Raw genomic sequence first — 16,926 nt, 5'->3', positions numbered from 1 at the left:
AGAAGCAACAAGGGCGCGACGGTGAGCTCGACGCCCGGTTCATCGCGCGTGCGGCGCAGCGGCGGAAGGCTCGGCCGCTCAGCCCGCGATGCCGACTTCCGGTTCGGGACCGGTCCCGTCCGCGCGCAGCTTGAGCAGCGTCAGACCCGCGGTACAGGCGAGGATGAGACCGACGACACTGATCACGACATGCAGGGTGGCGATTCCGTAGACCGCCGCACCGAGCCCGCCGGCGAACACCAGCCAGCCGAGCACTCTCCCCACCGTCGACCCGGAACCGGACGAACCGGTCACCCCCGGTTCGCTGTCCACCGCCCGCGTAGCGGATTCCTCCGCCACGCCGGGCAAGTCGGTGGTGGTCTGGTCTCCCATCATCTACTCCTCGATGGCGCCGCTCCGTAAATCACGTCGCGCCTACCCACTGCAGTGCACCGACACCATGAGAACTCCGGCGCCCCATGTGTCACTTCTGCAACATACGCTAAGGCCACAACCCGACGATTGTTACGCAACACAAGCCCGCGACACGCGGCCGATATCAATTCGATACCTGAAATTCCCTGCCGGACCACGCCCTACATGCCGGTAACCTGCGGAATCGCCACGGGTTGGGCTGGTTCCGGCAGGCACCCTCGATTAAGGTGAGGCCACTGACTTATCACAGGAGCGTCACCGATGGACAGCAAAACGAAGGTCGCCGGCCCCTTGGCCGCTGCCGGAGCGGTATCCCTCGGGCTGGTTTTCATCGGTGCCTGCGGGATCGGTCAGGAAGACACCTACGTGCCACCGCCCCCGATCCATTCGGGACCGCAGGCCGTCGAACAGGCCGGGTACTCGGACCCCACAGCCACCACGATCGCTCAGGTGGTGATCCCGCCTTCGCCCAGCTGGCGGATCGCTCCCGACCCTGGACCGCGCCGCACACTCCCACCCGAATACCAGATCTCGGTCACCTCCTCGGCCGGTGCGTCGACGAGCCCGCGCACGTCCGGCGAATCGCCGGACACCGAGGAGACGACGGGCCGGCGCGCCACTCTCTCGGCCACACCTTCCCCCGAACAGGAGCCGGCCGCCGGCTCGCCGTCGGCGCCGGAAATCGCACCGGCGTACCGCGAATCACCGGTTCCCACCACCCCTCCGGTCACCGGGACCGAAACGGACCCGCCGGCCGAGTCGCCCGCGGCGCCGGCACCCACCACCAGCTCCGAACTCCCCACCGCCGAAGCACCCGCGGGGTCCGCGGTACCGGACGACGAGCAGCCGCTACCGGGCACCGAACCGGCCCGCACGACCCGGACGCCGTCCGCACCGGTCCCGGAAACCGAGCAGCCGCAGCCCTATACGCTCCCCTCGGCAACCGAGGAGACCACCGTGCCGCAATCCACGACGCCGGTCGCGCCGATCACCATCCTCCCCACCGCCCCGCCGCAATACGGCGGCTGACCGGGCTGTCCGGAATCGACGCGGGGCCGGCGGGCGGCTCACACCTCGGCATGGGCCATCGCCCGCTGCGCACCGGTCACCATGGGACGCAGCGAATTCGTGAACCGCTCGGCGTCCACGGCCGCGATATCGACCATGGTGCCGGTGTGTATCGCGTAGCGGCCGTCGCCCGCGATATCGATCCAGCAGAGCACCCCGAACGGATCGGTCCGCGCCGGGCGGTGCACCGAGACCACCAGCTGCCCGATACCGTCCCGCGGCCGGTTCAGTCGCTGCCGGATCCGGGTCGCCACGGTGGGGCCGGAGACCGGCACCGTCACCCTGTCCCGGCTGTCCTGAACGACTTCGGCGCGCGGAGCGCGTAACCGGCTCCCGGTACCGGCCGGCACACCCGGCAACGCGGCGATCACCCGCACCGGGAGCGAGCCGGCGGCGCCGGCCTGAATCCGGATCTCGGCGCCGCGGTCCGGCGCGCTGCCCGGCCGCTGGGTCGCGACGACTCCGATATGCCCCGCCGAGGCGCCCAGTATGCGGGCGCTGGGGCTGCCGGTGGCGTCCTGCCCGTAGCCCGCCACACTCACCTCGGGTGCGGCCAGTACCCGCAGTGCGGCTTCCAGATCGGCGTCGAGCGTGCTGTCGCACCAGTCCCGCAGCGCGGGCAACTGGGCCGTGCGTTCGGCGGAATCGCGAGCGGACAGCCGCACCGCCAGCGGATAGGGAATACGGTCGCCGACGGTGCGCTCCCAGGCCAGCGCCAGCTGGTCCGGGGTGAGGATCCAGTTCACTCCGCTTCGGTCCACTCGCCCAGCACCGGCGGGGTGGTCGGATCCAGGGCGCCGATCAGTTGCCCGCCTGCCTCGGCCGGTTCCAGGAAGGTGAGTTCCTCATCGCTGAAATGCAGTTCGTCGTCTTCGTCGGCGGTCCGTTCGGCGCGGACCGGTGCTACCGAGGAGCCCGAACGCACGGTGTCGGCGGCCATCGCGCCACCCATCATGCCGCCGATCGCGCCGGCACCCATTCCGGTGATCGCCTCGCCGCCCGAATTACGCTGCTGCTCTTCGCGGTTGCGCTCATCGTCGCCGCCGGACGCGGCCGGGCGGACGGGTACGGCGAACAGCGGCGCACCCGGCGCCGCGGCCGGGGCGACGGGCTGACCGCCGGTGGCCGTCGCCGGCGCGGTGGCCGCGGGCAGCGGCGCCGGCGGCTGGGCACCGGCGGTGGTGGTGGCCTGCGGCTCGACCGCCGGGACAGGCGTATCCGGCGCCGCGGGAGTGGGCGTCGCGGTGACGACGGACGTAGCCGGCGCAGCGGGAGCCGGGTCCTCGGTGGCCCCGGCCGCGCCCGGCCCGTCCTCCGGCAGCACCGGGGAGCCCGGCGCGGAATGCGAAAGAGTTTGTTCCACCGGCTTGTTTGTGGCCGCCGTGGTCGCGGCCGGGGCGGGACACGCGACCACCGCACCGGGATCACCCGGTGCCCCGCCGGGCAGCTCGGGAAAGGCGGGGACCTGTGCGCCGGTCGGAATGAAAGCACCGGTATAGACGCTCTCCATCACCCGCACGGCGTCTGCGCGTTCCCCCTCGGCCACCTGCTGGGCGGTGATATTGCCGGTGGCCGCATGCGGATCCAGCAGTGCGGCCGGAAGATCGGGCGCGCTGCCGGCGGGTGCGCCGATACCGGCGCGTAGCGTTTCCGCGGCGTCACCGGCCTGCCCCAGCCGCTGCCCGACCGTGGCCAGGACATCGGCGAGCTGCCGGCCGGCGGCCTCGAAATCGCGGACCGCGGCCCCGGCCATCCCCGCGGCCGCGCCGCGCCAGCCGTCGGCGATGGCGCCGCGGATCTCGGTATGTGCCTGCGCCACGGCATCGGTGAGTCCGGTGGCGGCGGACTGCCACAGCTGGCCGCCGGTCTGCAGCGCCGACGGGTCCAGCAGCGCGACCCCGGCGTGGATCTGTTCGTGGGTGAGGTTGTCGAATACTTCGACCGTCGGCGCGTAGTCGGGGTCGACCCGGTTGTGGGCGCCCCGCAACCCGGTTCGCGGTAGTTCACGCACCGGCCACTCCGCTCACTTCCGCCGTGGCCGCGCCGAGCGCGGCCGATACCTCGGAATCTGCCTGCTGATAGGCGGCAGCGGCGATCCGGAAGGTGTGTGCCAGTTGCCGGGCGGCTCCGGCATAGTTGCGCAGCGCTTCGATCGCGTCACCGGCCTTGCCCTCGAACCCACCGCGCAGGTCCGCACCGGAGGCGAAACCACCGAAACCGGGCAGGACCCGTGCCCCGGCGAGGGTTTCGATCTGCGCGTCTACCTGATCGGCGAGCTGCTCGTAGCGCAGTGCACACCGCTCCGGCGCCCCCTCGGCGACCAGAACTCCATCGATCCACAGTTGCCCGTCTTCGACGGCAGCGCCGAGCGCGGCAATCGTATTCGGCTGCATCACCGGACCCCCTTCCTTTTCCGCTGTCGCCCAGCGGCTCTCATCCTCGCCGCGCCGGCCCCGCGACGATCTCCTGCGTCCACGCCACGATATCCGCCGTGACCCGGCCGCGCACGCGCTCGTGCAGCAGATCGTGCCCGGCATCGGAGTATTCGCACAGGTGCACCGCATACCGCCGGGACCATGCGCGCACCGGTTCGATCGGTGCCCGCCGGTCGTCGGCGCCGTGCACCATCAAGGTGGGCGGCAGTGGCGGGCCGGCCGCCGGGGTACCGCCGAGCACCCGCGCCGGTGTTCCGCACAGGACCAGACCTGCCAGTTCCCGTGGATCGAGCACCGGATCCACCGGGTACTCGGTGGTTTTCGGGGTGCTGCCACCGACCGCCGCGGCGGGAACCGGCCGGGCGGCGCCGAGCGCGGCGAGCGCCGTGATCGCGCCCAGTGAATGTCCCATGAGGGTCAGTGGCAGATCCGGGCTACCCGCGCGCACCTCGGCGACGAAACGCACCGCGTCGTCCACCAGTTCGGGCAGGCGGGCGGGCCGATCGGCATCTCCCTCGCTGAGCCCCTGCCCGGCGGTATCCAGCACCGATACCGCGATGCCGGCGGCGTTCAGCCGGCGCGCGAACTCGTGATAATGCCCGCTGTGCTGACCCGAACCTGGGAGCAGCGCCGATACGGCAACGGCCCCGTCGACCGGCCGGTCGCGATAGTGCAACCGGCCGCGAGCGCCCTCGAAGAACCCCATGGTCGGATTCTGGCAAACGATCCGGCCCCCGGAACCGCCGCGGCCGGCGACAACGGCTATGCCGAGGCAGTAGCCGGCGGCGGGCGGAGCGGGTGCGGGAGCGGACTACGGTGCGGGAGCAGGCGGGGCCGCCGGAGCCGGAGCGGGAGCCGGGGCCGGCGCGCCCGGCTGGCCCGGGGCGGGCGCCGGAGCGGGAGCCTGCTGCGGGGTGGCCGCGTCGGGCACCGGGACCGCCGGGGCCGGCGGCTCGTCCGGGACCGAGAACAGGCCGACGGTGGGCGTCATCACGCAGAGGGCGCCGGGGTAGTCGACGGTGCCCCACATCGAGGCGAGCACGGTGCCCGGCCCGCTGTCCACGGTCCGCGACAGCGACGCGGTGCCGAACTCGGTGACATCGCTGAGCATGTCCAGGCCCGCGCGGCCGTTGTTGATGTTGATCCACGCGACCACCAGGCCCGAGGCCTGCGGAATTCCGGAGTGGCGGGGTGTGGCGTGGAAGGTGAGCGTGCCGGGTTTGCCGTGCAGGTTGATACTCGGGCCGTTGGCGGTGGCGGCCGCGAAGGTCGTGGTGATCAGCCCGTTGTCCCCGCAGCCGAAGGTCGGCGCCGCGTAGACGAAGGGCGCGTAGTGGCTGATATCGCTGATCTCGCTCGCGGCCACGATGTCGTGGTAGCTGCGCAGGGCGTCCACGCCGGGACGGGCCGAGGGATCGTTCGCGGTCTGCTCGGTGAGGGCGATCAGCGCGGCTTCGCCGGGAGTGGGGGGCTCGGGTGCGGCGGCCGCCGGCGTGGTGAAGGTGAGCGCGGCACCGATACCCAGGGCGGCCGCCGTGGCCGCGGTACGCGCGACGATTCTCTTGTGCACTGCTGAACTCCCTATTTCCGCTCGCGGCGATGGCGTGCCGGACCCGCCGGCCATCCCCCGCCCACCGCTGCAAGGTACCAGCCTCGCAGGGACACCGCCCGGTCACACTCTGCTCTCGGCTGGGGTTATGGGCGGTATCCGGGCGGTGCATGTGATGCACTCGACGCGGCACGATTGGGCGTGGGTGTAAATTCGATGCCGGGACAATCGAGACATATTTGGAGATGTGTATGAAATTAACTCTGTCTCCCGACGAGGTCGCCTTCCGCGACGAGCTGCGGAAGATCTACACCACCGCGATCCCCGCCGAGATCCGTGAACGTGTGAAGTACGGTCGCGAGCTGTCCCGTGAGGACGTCGTGACAGCGCACCGGATCCTCAACGAGCACGGCCTGGCCGTGCCGAACTGGCCGGTGGAATGGGGCGGCAAGGACTGGACCCCCATGCAGCGGCATATCTGGCAGGACGAGATGCAGCTGGCCAGCGTGCCCGACCCGCTGACCTTCAACGCCACCATGATCGGCCCGGTCATCGCCCAGTTCGGCTCCGAGGAACTGAAGAAGCGCTTCCTGCCGGCCACCGCCAACCTCGATATCTGGTGGTGCCAGGGCTTCTCCGAACCCGACGCCGGCTCCGACCTGGCCTCGTTGCGCACCACCGCCGTCCGCGACGGCGACTCCTACATCGTCAACGGCCAGAAGATCTGGACCACGCTGGCGCAGTGGGCCGACTGGATCTTCTGCCTGGTCCGCACCGATCCCAACGCCCCGAAGAAGCAGGCCGGGATCTCCATGCTGCTCTTCGACGTGAAGACCCCCGGCGTCACCATCCGCCCGATCAAACTCATCGACGGCGGTTACGAGGTCAACGAGGTCTTCTTCGAGAATGTGCGGGTTCCCGCCGATCAGCTGGTCGGTGAGGAGAACATGGGCTGGACCTATGCCAAGTTCCTGCTCGGCAACGAACGCACCGGGATCACCGCCGTCGGCCGGACCAAGGTGAAGATCGGGGTGGCCAAGGAATACGCGGCGGCCACCAAGTCGGGTTCGGGCACGCTCCTCGAGGATCCGCTGTTCGCGGCGCGGATCGCCGAACTGGAGAACGAACTGCTCGCCCTGGAACTCACCCAGCTGCGGGTGGTGTCGCAGTCGAGCGAGGGCAAACCCAACCCGGCCTCCTCGGTACTGAAGATGCGCGGTTCGGAGCTGCAGCAGGCGGCCACCGAACTCCTGCTCGATATCGCCGGCCCGGATGCCCTGCCCGTCGGCGCCGGGGATATCGCCTCGCCGGAGTGGGCGCAGCGCACCGGGCCCAGTTACCTCAACTACCGCAAAACAACCATCTACGGAGGTTCCAGCGAGGTGCAGCGCACCATCATCGCCTCCTCGATCCTCGGATTGTGAGGTCAGGTTATGGATTTCGATCTCACCGACGAACAGGTCATGCTCCGCGATACGGTGCGTGACCTGCTCAATCGCCACTACAACCCGGAGGCGCGCCTCGCCGTCACCGCGACCGACCTCGGCTGGAGCCGCGAGGTCTGGGGGCAGCTCGCCGAGCTGGGCGTCCTCGGGCTGAGTTTCGCCGAGAAGGACGGCGGGATGGACGCGGGCCCGGTGGAGACCATGCTGGTGCTCGAGGAGTTCGGGCGCCGGCTGGCCCCGGAACCGCTGCTGGACGCGGTCCTGGTGCCGGGCGGCTTGATCAGCGCGATCGGTACCGCCGATCAGCGGCAGCGGATCCTGCCCGAGGTCGCGGCCGGTTCGAAACTGCTCGCCTTCGCGCACGGTGAACCCGGTACCCGCTGGCCCGATCACACGATCGAGACCACCGCCACCGCACAGGGCGACGGCTACACGCTGACCGGCGTGAAGAATCCGGTACCGCACGGCGACTGCGCCGACGAACTGGTGGTCAGCGCGACCCTGCCCGGCGGGGGCCTGGGACTGTTCCTGGTCGCCGCGGATGCCAGCGGTGTCACCCGGACCCCGTACGCGACGGTCGACAGCCTGCGCGGGTCGCAGGTGGAATTCGCCGGGGCCCCGGCGGAACTGCTGGGCACGGCCGAGGATGCCGCCGCCACCGTGGACGAGGTACTCGTGCAGGCCCAGGCCGGGCTGTGCGCGGAGTCGGTCGGGGCAATGGCGGAAGCGCTGCGGCTCACCACCGAGTACCTCAAGACCCGTAAACAGTTCGGGGTAACGCTGTCGAAGTTCCAGACACTGACCCAGCGCGCCGCGAATATGTACGTCTCGCTGGAACTGGCCCGCAGTATGAGCTACTACCTCACCGCTGCCCTGGTCGATGCCCCCGGCGACGCGGTGATCGCCTCCCGGGCCCGGTTGCAGGCCGGCCGCTCGGCGCGGCACATCGGGCAGGAGGCGATCCAGATGCACGGCGGTATCGGGGTCACCTCCGAATACCCCGTGAGCCACTACGTGGCCCGGCTGACCGCCATCGAGCGCACCCTCGGCAGCGGTCTGGAGCATCTGCGGATCCTCACCGACCGGGTCGGTGACTACGCGCAGCCGGAGCTGTAACCCGCTTCCGGCCGGACCCCGCACCTACCGCTCAGCGGGTGTCCGGCCGGAGCAACCGGCTCACCTCGTCATCGGCGAGCTGATGGAAATCCCGGTAGGCACCACCCACCCCGGCCAAGGCCGCCGGAGCATGCGGGCACACCACCTCGTCGGCTTCGGCGCGCAGCCGCGGTAATGCCTCCGGCGCCGCGACCGGTATCGCCACCACGAGCCGGCGCGGTTCCTGAGCCCGTGCTACCCGGCAGGCCACGACCATCGACGCACCAGTCGCAATACCGTCGTCGACGAGCACCACGGTGCGGTCGCGCAGCGGTATCGGCGGGTGATCACCTCGCCAGATCGCGCTGCGCCGTGCCAGTTCTTCGCGTTCCTCCACCTCGATCGCGTCCAAGCGCCTTGTATCCAGGCCGGTCTGGCGCACGACGTCGGAGTTGATCACCCGCACCCCGTGCTCCCCGATCGCTCCCGCGGCCAGTTCCGGCTGCCAGGGGACGCCCAGTTTGCGGACCAGCAGGATGTCGAGATCCCCGCCGATCGCGTCGCGTACCGCCGCCGCCACCGGCACACCGCCCCGCGGCAGCCCCAGCACCAGCGGGCCGGGCGCATCCGTCGCACGCAGGTGCGTCAATTCGCTTCCCAGCGCGCGCCCGGCGGACAGGCGATCGGCATAGAGCATTACCTTCAAACGCTACTCGCTTCCCGTGCCGCGGGCGTGCACCGCCGACGGCGCCCTGCGTCTCGCCGATACAACGCCTCGGGGTCGCTCGCAATGGCCCCGGCAGTGTCTTTCCGCTGGTGCCGGCGCGAACCACCGGTTGCATGGTGCCGCAGCGAACTGCGCTCGACGCCGCGACGCACAGGGCACGGGCGCGGAGGTCCGGTAATCGGCACCGGAGGCTGGCGCATGTCCCGGGCACCGCAATGAGCCACCACCACAGATGGCCTCGACATCGCCGTGAGCGGCGCCGTCACAGTCTCCATCGGCACCGACGCCGCCTTCACCTACGTGATTGTGAGCCGCCTCCACCGGCACAGTCTCGAACCAGCTCCATCGGCATGGTCGCGACTCGGCCGCCTCATCGCCGCCGACGTAGACAGCCAACGCTAGGGAGTGGTGATATCGAACCGGCGCAGGGACAGGCTCGGGTTGCTCCGGCGCACCTTCTGCAACACCTCGGGTTCCAGCTGCGCCGAGGCGATGCCCGGTTCGTCGGCCAGTTCGCTCAGTACCCGGCCCGCCGGGTCGACGATCATCGAGGAGCCCGCGCCGCGCGGCCCGCACTGATCGGCCGCCGCCAGATAGACCGTGTTCTCGATGGCGCGCGCCCGCAGCAGGGTGGTCCACTGGTCGATCTTTCCGGGGCCGGGGATCCACTGGGCCGGCAGCAGGACGACCTCCGCACCGGCCGCGGCCAGCCTGCGGAATCCCTCCGGGAAGCGGAGGTCGAAGCATGTCTGCAGGCCGAAGGTCAGCCCGTCGGCGGTGAACAGGGGCGGCTCGGTGAGCGGCCCGGGCCGGACGATCTCCGATTCCGTCTGGCCGAAGGCGTCGTAGAGATGCACCTTGCGGTAATGGGTGTGCAGCCGGCCGTCGGGGCCCAGCACGACCAGTGTGTTGTAGATCCGGCCGTCGTCGGGGGTGGTGGTCTCGACGACCCCGGCCACCAGATACACCCCGGTCTCGGCAGCGAGCCGGCTCAGCGCGGTGACGAACGGGCCGTCGAGGGGCTGGGCGGCGGCGTGGATCCGTTCGTCGAGGCGGCCCAGCGCGAACATCGAGTATTCGGGGGCGACCACGATCCGCGCGCCCCGCGCGGCCGCGGCGCGCACATGCTCGGTGAGCGCCGCGAGATTGGTATCGATATCGGTATGCGGCGCGAACTGCACCACGGCCAGAGCCGGTGCGTCCGCGCACGGCTGATCGACGGCATCCATGCAGACACCGTATGGGCCCGTGGGCCGGACAACCAGGCGCTCCCGGTAAACTCCTGGTCAATGAGCACCAATCAGGGCGACGGCAGCCTCGGCGAGGACGTGAACGATACCGAACCCGAAACCGCCGGACCGTCCTTCGCCGATCTCGGGATCGATGACCGGATTCTCGCGGCCATCGCCGATGTCGGCTACGAGTCCCCTTCCCCCATTCAGGCCGCGACCATCCCGCCGCTGCTCACCGGCACGGATGTGGTGGGGCTCGCGCAGACCGGTACCGGTAAGACGGCCGCCTTCGCCATCCCGATCCTGATGGGGCTGCTGCAGGACCGGCCCACCGGCAAACAACCGGCCGCGCTGGTGCTGGCGCCGACCCGCGAACTCGCGATCCAGGTCGCCGAGGCGTTCGGCCGTTACGCCACCCATATGCCGAACACCCATGTACTGCCGATCTACGGCGGGCAGAGCTACGGGGTACAGCTATCGGGTCTGCGCCGCGGCGCGCAGGTCGTGGTGGGTACCCCCGGCCGGGTGATCGATCACCTGGAGAAGGGCACGCTGGATCTGTCCCAGCTGCGCTATCTGGTGCTCGACGAGGCCGACGAGATGCTGAAGATGGGGTTCCAGGAGGATGTCGAGCGCATCCTCGCCGATACCCCGGCCGAGAAGCAGGTGGCGTTGTTCTCCGCCACCATGCCCGCCGCGATCCGCAAGATCTCCAAGCAGTATCTGCGGGAACCGGTCGAGATCACGGTCAAATCCAAGACCAGCACCGCCACCAACATCACCCAGCGCTGGGTGCTGGTATCGCATCAGCGCAAACTCGACGCGCTCACCCGGATCCTCGAGGTCGAGGCCTTCGAGGCCATGATCATCTTCGTGCGCACCAAACAGGCCACCGAAGAGCTGGCCGAGAAGTTGCGCGCACGCGGGTTCTCGGCCGCCGCGATCAACGGCGATATCGCCCAGGCGCAGCGCGAACGCACCATCGGGCAGTTGAAGGCGGGCACCCTCGACATCCTGGTCGCCACCGATGTCGCGGCCCGCGGCCTCGACGTCGACCGGATCTCGCATGTGGTGAACTACGACATCCCGCACGACACCGAGTCCTATGTGCACCGGATCGGCCGCACCGGCCGCGCCGGGCGCAGCGGTGAGGCCCTGCTGTTCGTCGCGCCGCGGGAACGCCACCTGCTGAAATCCATCGAACGCGCCACCCGGCATCCGCTCACCGAGATGCAGCTGCCCAGCGTGGACGATGTGAACGCGCAGCGGGTCGCGAAATTCGGCGACGCCATCACCGAGAACCTCAGCTCGGACAATCTGGCACTGTTCCGCAAACTCATCGAGGACTACGAACAGGAACACAACACGCCGCTGGCCGATATCGCCGCGGCGCTGGCGGTCGCCGCGCACGACGGGGAGAGTTTCTTCCTCGAAGCCGAACCGGAACCGGTGGAGCGGCCGCGCCGGGAACGCGCACCGCGCCAGTTCGACGAGGGCGGGTTCGACGACCGCGGCCCGGGCCGGCATCGCGCCACCGGCGCCGAACTGGCCACCTACCGGATCAGCGTCGGTAAACGGCACCGGGTGGTGCCGGGCGCGATCGTCGGCGCGATCGCCAACGAGGGTGGCCTGCGGCGCAGCGATTTCGGGCATATCAGCATCCGTCCCGATCACAGTCTCGTGGAGCTTCCGGCGCAGCTGCCGCCGGGCACCCTGGAGGCGCTGCGGAGTACCCGGATCAGCGGTGTGCTCATCCAGTTGCAGCTCGACCAGGGCCCGCCCGGGCATCGGTCGATCGGTCGCGGTCCGCGCCGCGACGGACCCAGACGCCAGGACCGGCGCAAACCGCGTTCGTAGAATCCACGGTCCCTCCCACCAGGCCGGAGGCGGTGGTTACAGTGGGCCGCGTCCGGTGTGCGTGCACGCCGGGGGTATCGCTGGTGCGCAGGAGGGCCGTGGGTGTTCGTTGTCGGTGATCGGGTGGTGTGCGGCGCCACGGATCTGGAGCGCGGAGCGCGCTGTGAATTCGCGCTGCTGCGCGCACTCGACGCCGAACTCGGCACCGCCGCCGCTGTTGAAATCGGGAACGCTTCCGGCACAACAGTTTTCGACGAATGGACCGCCTCGCCGGAAAACGATTCGCGGTACCCGGAATTCGCGCGGCAGCGCGCCGCCGCGCGCGAGCGGTACGGCGCCCGGGTGGTGGCGCCACCCCCGCCGGGTGATCCGGCCGATCCGCTCGGCGCCCTCGGCGCCGCGCATACCGCCTCCGTCGCCGCGGTACGCGACGGAGCCCCCGCGATCCTGGGCGCGGTGTTCTTCGACGGCGACTTCTTCACCCACGCCGAGCTGCTCACCACGACAGCGCAGGGCCTGCGCCTGCACGGCGCCGCACCCGGGTCCGCACAGGTGGTGGCCACCGCGCTGCGGCTCGCCGCCGCCGCCGCGTTCCTCGAATCGCTGTCCGTACCGGTCGATCCGGTGCTGCACATCCACGCCGGCACCGAAACCCATACCGCCGGCCTGACCGACGCCCGGCCGGTCTACCGGGCGGCGCGGCGGCGGATGCGATGGATCCTGGACGAACATTCGACCGAACTGCTGCCGGTGCAGTGGGGCGACCCGCGCTTCCGCGCCTGCGGCCGCTGCGATGTCTGCACCGCCGCCTACACCGAGGCCCGCGACCTGCTGCTGGTCGCCGGAATGGATCCGGCCACCCGATCCGGGTTGCGCGCGGCCGGTATCCACACCATCGACCGGCTCACCACCGGCACCGCAACCCCACCGGGGGTGCCCGGGCGCATCCTCGCCCGGCTACGTGCCCAGGCCGTTGTCCAGTTGCGCCGAGAACATTCCGGCCGCGGCGAATGGATCCCGGCCGATCCGGCCGCCCTGGACATGCTGCCGCCCGCCACCCGGGGCGATCTCGCCCTGCACGTCCACCGGGTGGCCCCGGATCGGCTCCGGGTCGTGGTGGCCTCCCGCGAAACCACCCGGCTCACCTGCGAATTGCCCCTCGAACACGACCGGCTCACCCCGCAGCGCCGGACCGCCGTGGGCAAGGAAGCCCGGCGGGCCTTCGCCGATCTGCTCGCCGCGCTCACCGAACCGCTGCTCGCCGACCCCGAACTGCACATCTACCACTACACCGCGGACGCGCGAACCCTGCTCCTGCACACCGCCGGCCGCCTCGGTTCCGGGGAGGAAACCGTGGACGCGCTGCTACGCACCGGCACCCTGGTGGATCTGTATCCGATCGTGCGAGGTGCGTTCGTCCTCGGCACCCGGTCCTACGCCCTGGATGAGGTCGCCCCCGTCCTCGGTCACCCCGGTGAAACAGACGGCCGCACCGTGCTGTGGCTCGCCGACCGCCTGCGCAAGGAAAACACCGCACCCCACCGCAGCGTACCCACGGGCGCACTGGACCGGCTGTTGCGGGATACGCCGCCGGTGCGCTCGTCGTCCATCGAGGCCGCGCTCGCCGAATACGCAGGTCGTACGGAAAGTCCCGCGGAACCGGATGGTGCACGAGCCTCCGCCACCCCGGCCGATCCGCACCGGATCGCCGCGCTCACCGCGGCCCTGCTCGGCTACCACCGCCGCGAACAGCAGACATCGTGGTGGGCACATGTCGACCGGCTCACCCACCCGCTGCCCGAATGGCCGCCGGGTCAGGGGGTGATGGTGGCCGATTCCTGTGCCGTCGATACGCAATGGCATATCGGCCCCGGCGATACGGTCCGCCGCTTCCTGCGGCTGCGCGGGCGCCTCACCGGAACCGGGCTCGCACCGGGCACCCGGGTGTACGTCGTCTACGAACCGGCGCGGCGCGCGCACCGGGCCATCCGCACCGTCGATCCGGCCACGGTACTGGGGTGTTCGATGGACGACGACCTCACCGATACGGTGCGGGTGGAGGAAACCCTGGCCCCCGGCGCGGCCGCACACGACGAACTACCGGTCGCCCTGGCACCGGCCCTGCCGTCCGCGCCGGATACCGCCGCGGACGCGCTGGAGGAAATCGGCGAGCACCTGCTCATGACTCTGCCCGCGATTCCCGAGAACCCGGTCTTCGACCTGCTCGCCCGCCGCCCGCCCCGGCTGCGCCCCGCCGGCCCCGGCGCCGGACCGGAACCGCCGGCCGAATCCGCCGCAGCAGCCCTTCCGACGGCCGGCACCGCCGGCGCTCCGCAACCGACCCGGCCGCCCGGACCGCGGCAAACGGTATCCGGCGCATTCGAATTCCAGGCCGTCCACAGCAACCCACCCGCGCCGCCTCCGTCGATACGCAGCGACGAGCCCACGGCGACAACTACCGCACCCGCCACAGGGCGACCCGTACCCAGAACCTCGTCCACACCCGAGTTCGACTCCCGCTCGCCGGCTTCGGCCCCCCAGCGGCCGGCCGAGGCTCGCGAGGCGCCCACCCCGCCGGAAACCGAACCCACGGCTCCGCCCGCCCCGGATCCCCGGGGCTCCGGCGACCCGGGAGCCGAGATCCTGGCGGTACTGCGCGAGCTGGACCATTCCTACCTCGCCGTCCAAGGGCCGACCGGCACCGGGCGGACCGCCATCCTGGCCGAGGTGCTGGCCACGCTGGTGACCCGGGACAACTGGCGGATCGGTATCGTCGCGCCGGGCGCCGCCCCGGTCGAGAATCTGCTCGACGCGATCGTGCGGGCCGGGGTGTTGCCGGAGCTGGTCGCGAAAAGCGATGCCGCGGCGGTGGCGCCCGAATGGCTGGTGCTCGACCGTGCCCGCTACGCCCGTTTCCTGTCCAACGCCATTCGCGGTTGCGTGCTGGGCGGCACCCCGGACGATTTCACCGACCCCGCCCGGGTACCCCGGGGCGCCTTGGATCTGCTGGTCATCGCGGATGCGAACGCTTTCCCCCTCGCCGCCGCCGCGGCGGTCTCGGTGAGTGCCCGCAACCTGCTGCTCACCGGCGACCCCACCGACCGGCACGACCGTGCCCCGGGCCCGCATCCCGAACCGGTGGATATCCCGGCCCTCACCTGGCTGACCGGCGACCGGCGCACCCTGCCCGCGGACCACGGCTTCTTCCTGGGCTCGACCCGGCGCATCCATCCCCAGGTGAGCGATCCGGTATCGCGCCTCTATTTCGGCGACCGGCTACGCGCCGCGCCCGTGCCGCCGCATCCGGAGGCGACCCTCGAACCCGGGATCAGCACCGTACTGGTGGAACATCACGGCAATACGACCTCCGCCGCTGCCGAAGCGCGGGAGGTGCTGCAGCAGATCCGCGATCTGCTGGGTCGCAGCTGGTTCGACGGTTCGGCGGTCCGGCAGCTGCAACCGCACGATATCGTCGTCGTCTCGCCGTTCCGCGCGCAGGTGAGCCGGATCCGGACCCTGTTGTCCCGGGCCCGGATCGACGAAGTGCTGGTCGGCACCCCCGAACTCTTCCGCGGCCGGGAGGCCGCCGTGGTACTGGTGTCGCCCGCGACCTCGAGCCCGGAGGACGCGACCGGCCCCGTCGGCGCGCTGCTCTCGCCCACACTGGTACACGACGCACTCTGCCGGGCCCGCCGCCGCGCGATAATCATCCGTTCCCCACTGCTCACCGAATATCTTCCGGACACACTCGGCGAATTATCCGCACTCGCCTCTTTCATCCAGTTGTGATCAATCGGAGAAAGCGGTGACCCGCGCCCCGCGGAAATGCCGAATCGGGCGAATAGGAAACATATCCCGCAATTTCCGATATTCCGCGCAATCGCCGAATATCGGACGCGGCGTCATCCGAAGCATTTCCCTTCGCCGCGATAGGTGGGCACCGCGACACGCGACCCGTCACCGTCCACCAACCACAGCCGATCGAACCGTTCACACAGCTCACCGGCCTTGGCATGACGGAACCACACCCGGTCGCCGATATCGCATCCGGCGGCGCCGGACAGCGGTGTCTGCACCTCGCCCGCTCCCTCGGTACCCAGCATCCGCAACCCCTTGGGCCACACGGGTTTCGGCACCCGGCTCGCTCCCGCCGGACCCGACGCGATATATCCGCCGGCGAAAACCGTGGCGATATCGGCAGCGGGTCGGCGCAATACGGGCAGCGCGAAATACAGCGCCGGATGCGGCCGGAAACTGCGGTAGTCGTCGAACAATGTCGGTACGTAAAGCCCTGAGCCGGCGGTGATTTCGGTGACCCCGGCGGCCGCCGCGCTGAGCTCGACCGATCCGGTGCCCCCGCTGTTGACGATCTCGAGTTCACCGGCCACCGCCACCACCGCCGCCAGCACCGCGGCCCGGCGCCGCTCGATCTCGCGGGCCGAGGCCTTCTTCACCAGACGCACCGCGAACGAGGAATCCGGCAGCCCGGCGATCTGCGCCTCGTAGGTCATCAGCCCGACCACCCGGAATCCGCCCGCGCGCGCCCGGCGGGCCAGCTCCGCGGCCTGTTCCGGGGTACGCACCGGCGATCGGCGCACCCCCAGGTGGACCGGCCCGATCCGCAGGGAGGCGTCCACGTCCAGGCAGACGCGGGGCGCGACCCGAGCGCTGCCGACGGCGGCGCGGACGAGGTCGAGCTGCACGCTGTCGTCGACCATGAGTGTGATCGCGTCGAGAAGGACCGGGTCGCCGCCCAGTTCGGCGAGTGCCGCGCGGTCGGTGCTGGGGTAGCCGAGCAGGACATCGCGGGCCCCGCAGCGCACCAGCCAGATCGCCTCGGCCAGGGAGTAGGCCATGAGCCCGGCGAAACCACCCGCTGCGGTCAGCTCGGGGCCGAGTACCTCGGCGAGCACCGCGCGGCAGCGCACCGATTTACTCGCGACGCGGATCGGCCGCCCGGCGGCCCGGCGTACCAGATCGGCGGCATTGGCGCGCAGGGCCTGGAGATCCACGGCGGCCAGTGGGGGGTCGAGATCGGCGGTGGCCGCAGCCAGGGCGATCGGCGAAGGCGCGCTCACCCCGCCCACTCAACCACTGGACTGGT

The 16,926-nt window shown here is 70.6% G+C and carries 14 protein-coding genes; 5 read left to right on the top strand and 9 right to left on the bottom strand.

What is annotated here, in order from left to right; genetic code table 11:
* Positions 1 to 78: 78 nt before the first annotated feature.
* Positions 79 to 372, bottom strand: a complete 294-nt coding sequence (locus ACQEVO_RS01330; protein ID WP_432907927.1) for a hypothetical protein — start codon at positions 370 to 372, stop codon at positions 79 to 81.
* 303 nt (positions 373 to 675) lie between these two features.
* Here ACQEVO_RS01330 and ACQEVO_RS01325 point away from each other — a divergent pair, with 303 nt between their 5' ends.
* Positions 676 to 1,443, top strand: a complete 768-nt coding sequence (locus ACQEVO_RS01325) for a hypothetical protein (protein ID WP_432907925.1) — start codon at positions 676 to 678, stop codon at positions 1,441 to 1,443.
* 38 nt (positions 1,444 to 1,481) lie between these two features.
* Here ACQEVO_RS01325 and ACQEVO_RS01320 read toward each other — a convergent pair whose 3' ends face one another.
* The 5 genes from ACQEVO_RS01320 to ACQEVO_RS01300 all read right to left on the bottom strand — a co-directional run bounded on the left by ACQEVO_RS01320 (position 1,482) and on the right by ACQEVO_RS01300 (position 5,487).
* Positions 1,482 to 2,243 carry an ESX secretion-associated protein EspG gene (locus ACQEVO_RS01320; RefSeq protein ID WP_432907922.1) on the bottom strand — a complete coding sequence of 254 codons (762 nt, stop codon included), beginning with the start codon at positions 2,241 to 2,243 and terminating at the stop codon, positions 1,482 to 1,484.
* Positions 2,225 to 3,493, bottom strand: coding sequence for a WXG100 family type VII secretion target (locus tag ACQEVO_RS01315; protein ID WP_432907920.1), 1,269 nt, complete (start codon positions 3,491 to 3,493; stop codon positions 2,225 to 2,227). Before ACQEVO_RS01315 ends, ACQEVO_RS01320 begins: the two co-directional genes overlap by 19 nt.
* The gene (locus ACQEVO_RS01310) at positions 3,486 to 3,875 is read right to left on the bottom strand and encodes a hypothetical protein (protein ID WP_432922212.1); all 390 of its coding nucleotides are present in this window, start codon (positions 3,873 to 3,875) and stop codon (positions 3,486 to 3,488) included. The genes ACQEVO_RS01315 and ACQEVO_RS01310 overlap by 8 nt, the downstream gene beginning before the upstream one ends.
* Positions 3,876 to 3,915: 40 nt before the next feature.
* A complete protein-coding gene (locus tag ACQEVO_RS01305) occupies positions 3,916 to 4,623 on the bottom strand; it encodes an alpha/beta hydrolase (RefSeq protein WP_432907917.1) in 708 nt (235 codons plus the stop codon).
* 105 nt (positions 4,624 to 4,728) lie between these two features.
* A complete protein-coding gene (locus ACQEVO_RS01300) occupies positions 4,729 to 5,487 on the bottom strand; it encodes a hypothetical protein (RefSeq protein WP_432907914.1) in 759 nt (252 codons plus the stop codon).
* Between the two features lie 230 nt (positions 5,488 to 5,717).
* Here ACQEVO_RS01300 and ACQEVO_RS01295 point away from each other — a divergent pair, with 230 nt between their 5' ends.
* Together ACQEVO_RS01295 and ACQEVO_RS01290 are read left to right on the top strand one after the other, a co-directional pair.
* Positions 5,718 to 6,890 (top strand): acyl-CoA dehydrogenase family protein, encoded by a 1,173-nt coding sequence (locus ACQEVO_RS01295; protein WP_432907912.1) that lies wholly within the window; start codon positions 5,718 to 5,720, stop codon positions 6,888 to 6,890.
* A gap of 9 nt (positions 6,891 to 6,899) precedes the next feature.
* Positions 6,900 to 8,027, top strand: coding sequence for an acyl-CoA dehydrogenase family protein (locus ACQEVO_RS01290; RefSeq protein ID WP_432907909.1), 1,128 nt, complete (start codon positions 6,900 to 6,902; stop codon positions 8,025 to 8,027).
* 31 nt (positions 8,028 to 8,058) lie between these two features.
* On the opposite strand, the gene ACQEVO_RS01285 is transcribed toward ACQEVO_RS01290, so the two are convergent.
* Both ACQEVO_RS01285 and ACQEVO_RS01280 read right to left on the bottom strand, forming a co-directional pair.
* Positions 8,059 to 8,703, bottom strand: a complete 645-nt coding sequence (locus ACQEVO_RS01285) for a phosphoribosyltransferase (protein ID WP_432907907.1) — start codon at positions 8,701 to 8,703, stop codon at positions 8,059 to 8,061.
* A gap of 428 nt (positions 8,704 to 9,131) precedes the next feature.
* On the bottom strand, positions 9,132 to 9,962 hold the full coding sequence (locus ACQEVO_RS01280; protein ID WP_432907904.1) for a carbon-nitrogen hydrolase family protein: 831 nt from the start codon (positions 9,960 to 9,962) through the stop codon (positions 9,132 to 9,134).
* A gap of 60 nt (positions 9,963 to 10,022) precedes the next feature.
* Between ACQEVO_RS01280 and ACQEVO_RS01275 the strand changes: the two genes are divergently transcribed.
* Positions 10,023 to 11,822: a DEAD/DEAH box helicase gene (locus ACQEVO_RS01275; protein ID WP_432907901.1), complete on the top strand. Its 1,800-nt coding sequence runs from the start codon at positions 10,023 to 10,025 to the stop codon at positions 11,820 to 11,822.
* A gap of 102 nt (positions 11,823 to 11,924) precedes the next feature.
* A complete protein-coding gene (locus tag ACQEVO_RS01270) occupies positions 11,925 to 15,611 on the top strand; it encodes an AAA domain-containing protein (protein ID WP_432907899.1) in 3,687 nt (1,228 codons plus the stop codon).
* A gap of 113 nt (positions 15,612 to 15,724) precedes the next feature.
* On the opposite strand, the gene ACQEVO_RS01265 is transcribed toward ACQEVO_RS01270, so the two are convergent.
* Positions 15,725 to 16,909, bottom strand: coding sequence for an alanine racemase (locus ACQEVO_RS01265; protein WP_432907897.1), 1,185 nt, complete (start codon positions 16,907 to 16,909; stop codon positions 15,725 to 15,727).
* Positions 16,910 to 16,926: the final 17 nt, after the last annotated feature.

The organism is Nocardia sp. CA-290969, from assembly GCF_050936135.1.
Taxonomy (GTDB): domain Bacteria; phylum Actinomycetota; class Actinomycetes; order Mycobacteriales; family Mycobacteriaceae; genus Nocardia.
This window is presented reverse-complemented; position numbering and strand designations above follow the sequence as displayed.

Coding starts and splice junctions, on each gene's coding strand:
- ACQEVO_RS01330 (WP_432907927.1), bottom strand. CDS start 372: ATGGGAGACCAGACCACCACCGACTTGCCCGGCGTGGCGGAGGAATCC.
- ACQEVO_RS01325 (WP_432907925.1), top strand. CDS start 676: ATGGACAGCAAAACGAAGGTCGCCGGCCCCTTGGCCGCTGCCGGAGCG.
- ACQEVO_RS01310 (WP_432922212.1), bottom strand. CDS start 3,875: ATGCAGCCGAATACGATTGCCGCGCTCGGCGCTGCCGTCGAAGACGGG.
- ACQEVO_RS01305 (WP_432907917.1), bottom strand. CDS start 4,623: ATGGGGTTCTTCGAGGGCGCTCGCGGCCGGTTGCACTATCGCGACCGG.
- ACQEVO_RS01295 (WP_432907912.1), top strand. CDS start 5,718: ATGAAATTAACTCTGTCTCCCGACGAGGTCGCCTTCCGCGACGAGCTG.
- ACQEVO_RS01290 (WP_432907909.1), top strand. CDS start 6,900: ATGGATTTCGATCTCACCGACGAACAGGTCATGCTCCGCGATACGGTG.
- ACQEVO_RS01285 (WP_432907907.1), bottom strand. CDS start 8,703: ATGCTCTATGCCGATCGCCTGTCCGCCGGGCGCGCGCTGGGAAGCGAA.
- ACQEVO_RS01280 (WP_432907904.1), bottom strand. CDS start 9,962: ATGGATGCCGTCGATCAGCCGTGCGCGGACGCACCGGCTCTGGCCGTG.
- ACQEVO_RS01275 (WP_432907901.1), top strand. CDS start 10,023: ATGAGCACCAATCAGGGCGACGGCAGCCTCGGCGAGGACGTGAACGAT.